Source organism: Actinotignum sp. usb-actsch-213 (assembly GCF_059085665.1).
In genome coordinates this window covers 1-228 of the sequence record NZ_JBHNSQ010000047.1, presented here as the reverse complement: position 1 = coordinate 228, position 228 = coordinate 1, and the positions used below count along the sequence as shown (strand labels likewise).

General features: G+C 52.2%; 1 rRNA gene. It reads left to right on the top strand.

Annotation, left to right across the window (positions count from 1 at the left end):
- A 23S ribosomal RNA gene (locus tag AC5RK6_RS05505) occupies window positions 1-228 on the top strand; the annotation flags it as partial.

The window sequence follows — 228 nt, the reverse complement described above, 5'->3', positions numbered from 1 at the left end:
CTCCGAATACCATGAAGTTGAGCGTGGCAGTGAGACTGTGGGGGATAAGCTTCATAGTCGAGAGGGAAACAGCCCAGATCGCCGGTTAAGGCCCCTAAGTGTGTGCTAAGTGGGAAAGGATGTTTAGTTGCTGTGACAACCAGGAGGTTGGCTTAGAAGCAGCCATCCTTGAAAGAGTGCGTAATAGCTCACTGGTCAAGTGATTGAGCGCCGACAATGTAGCGGGGC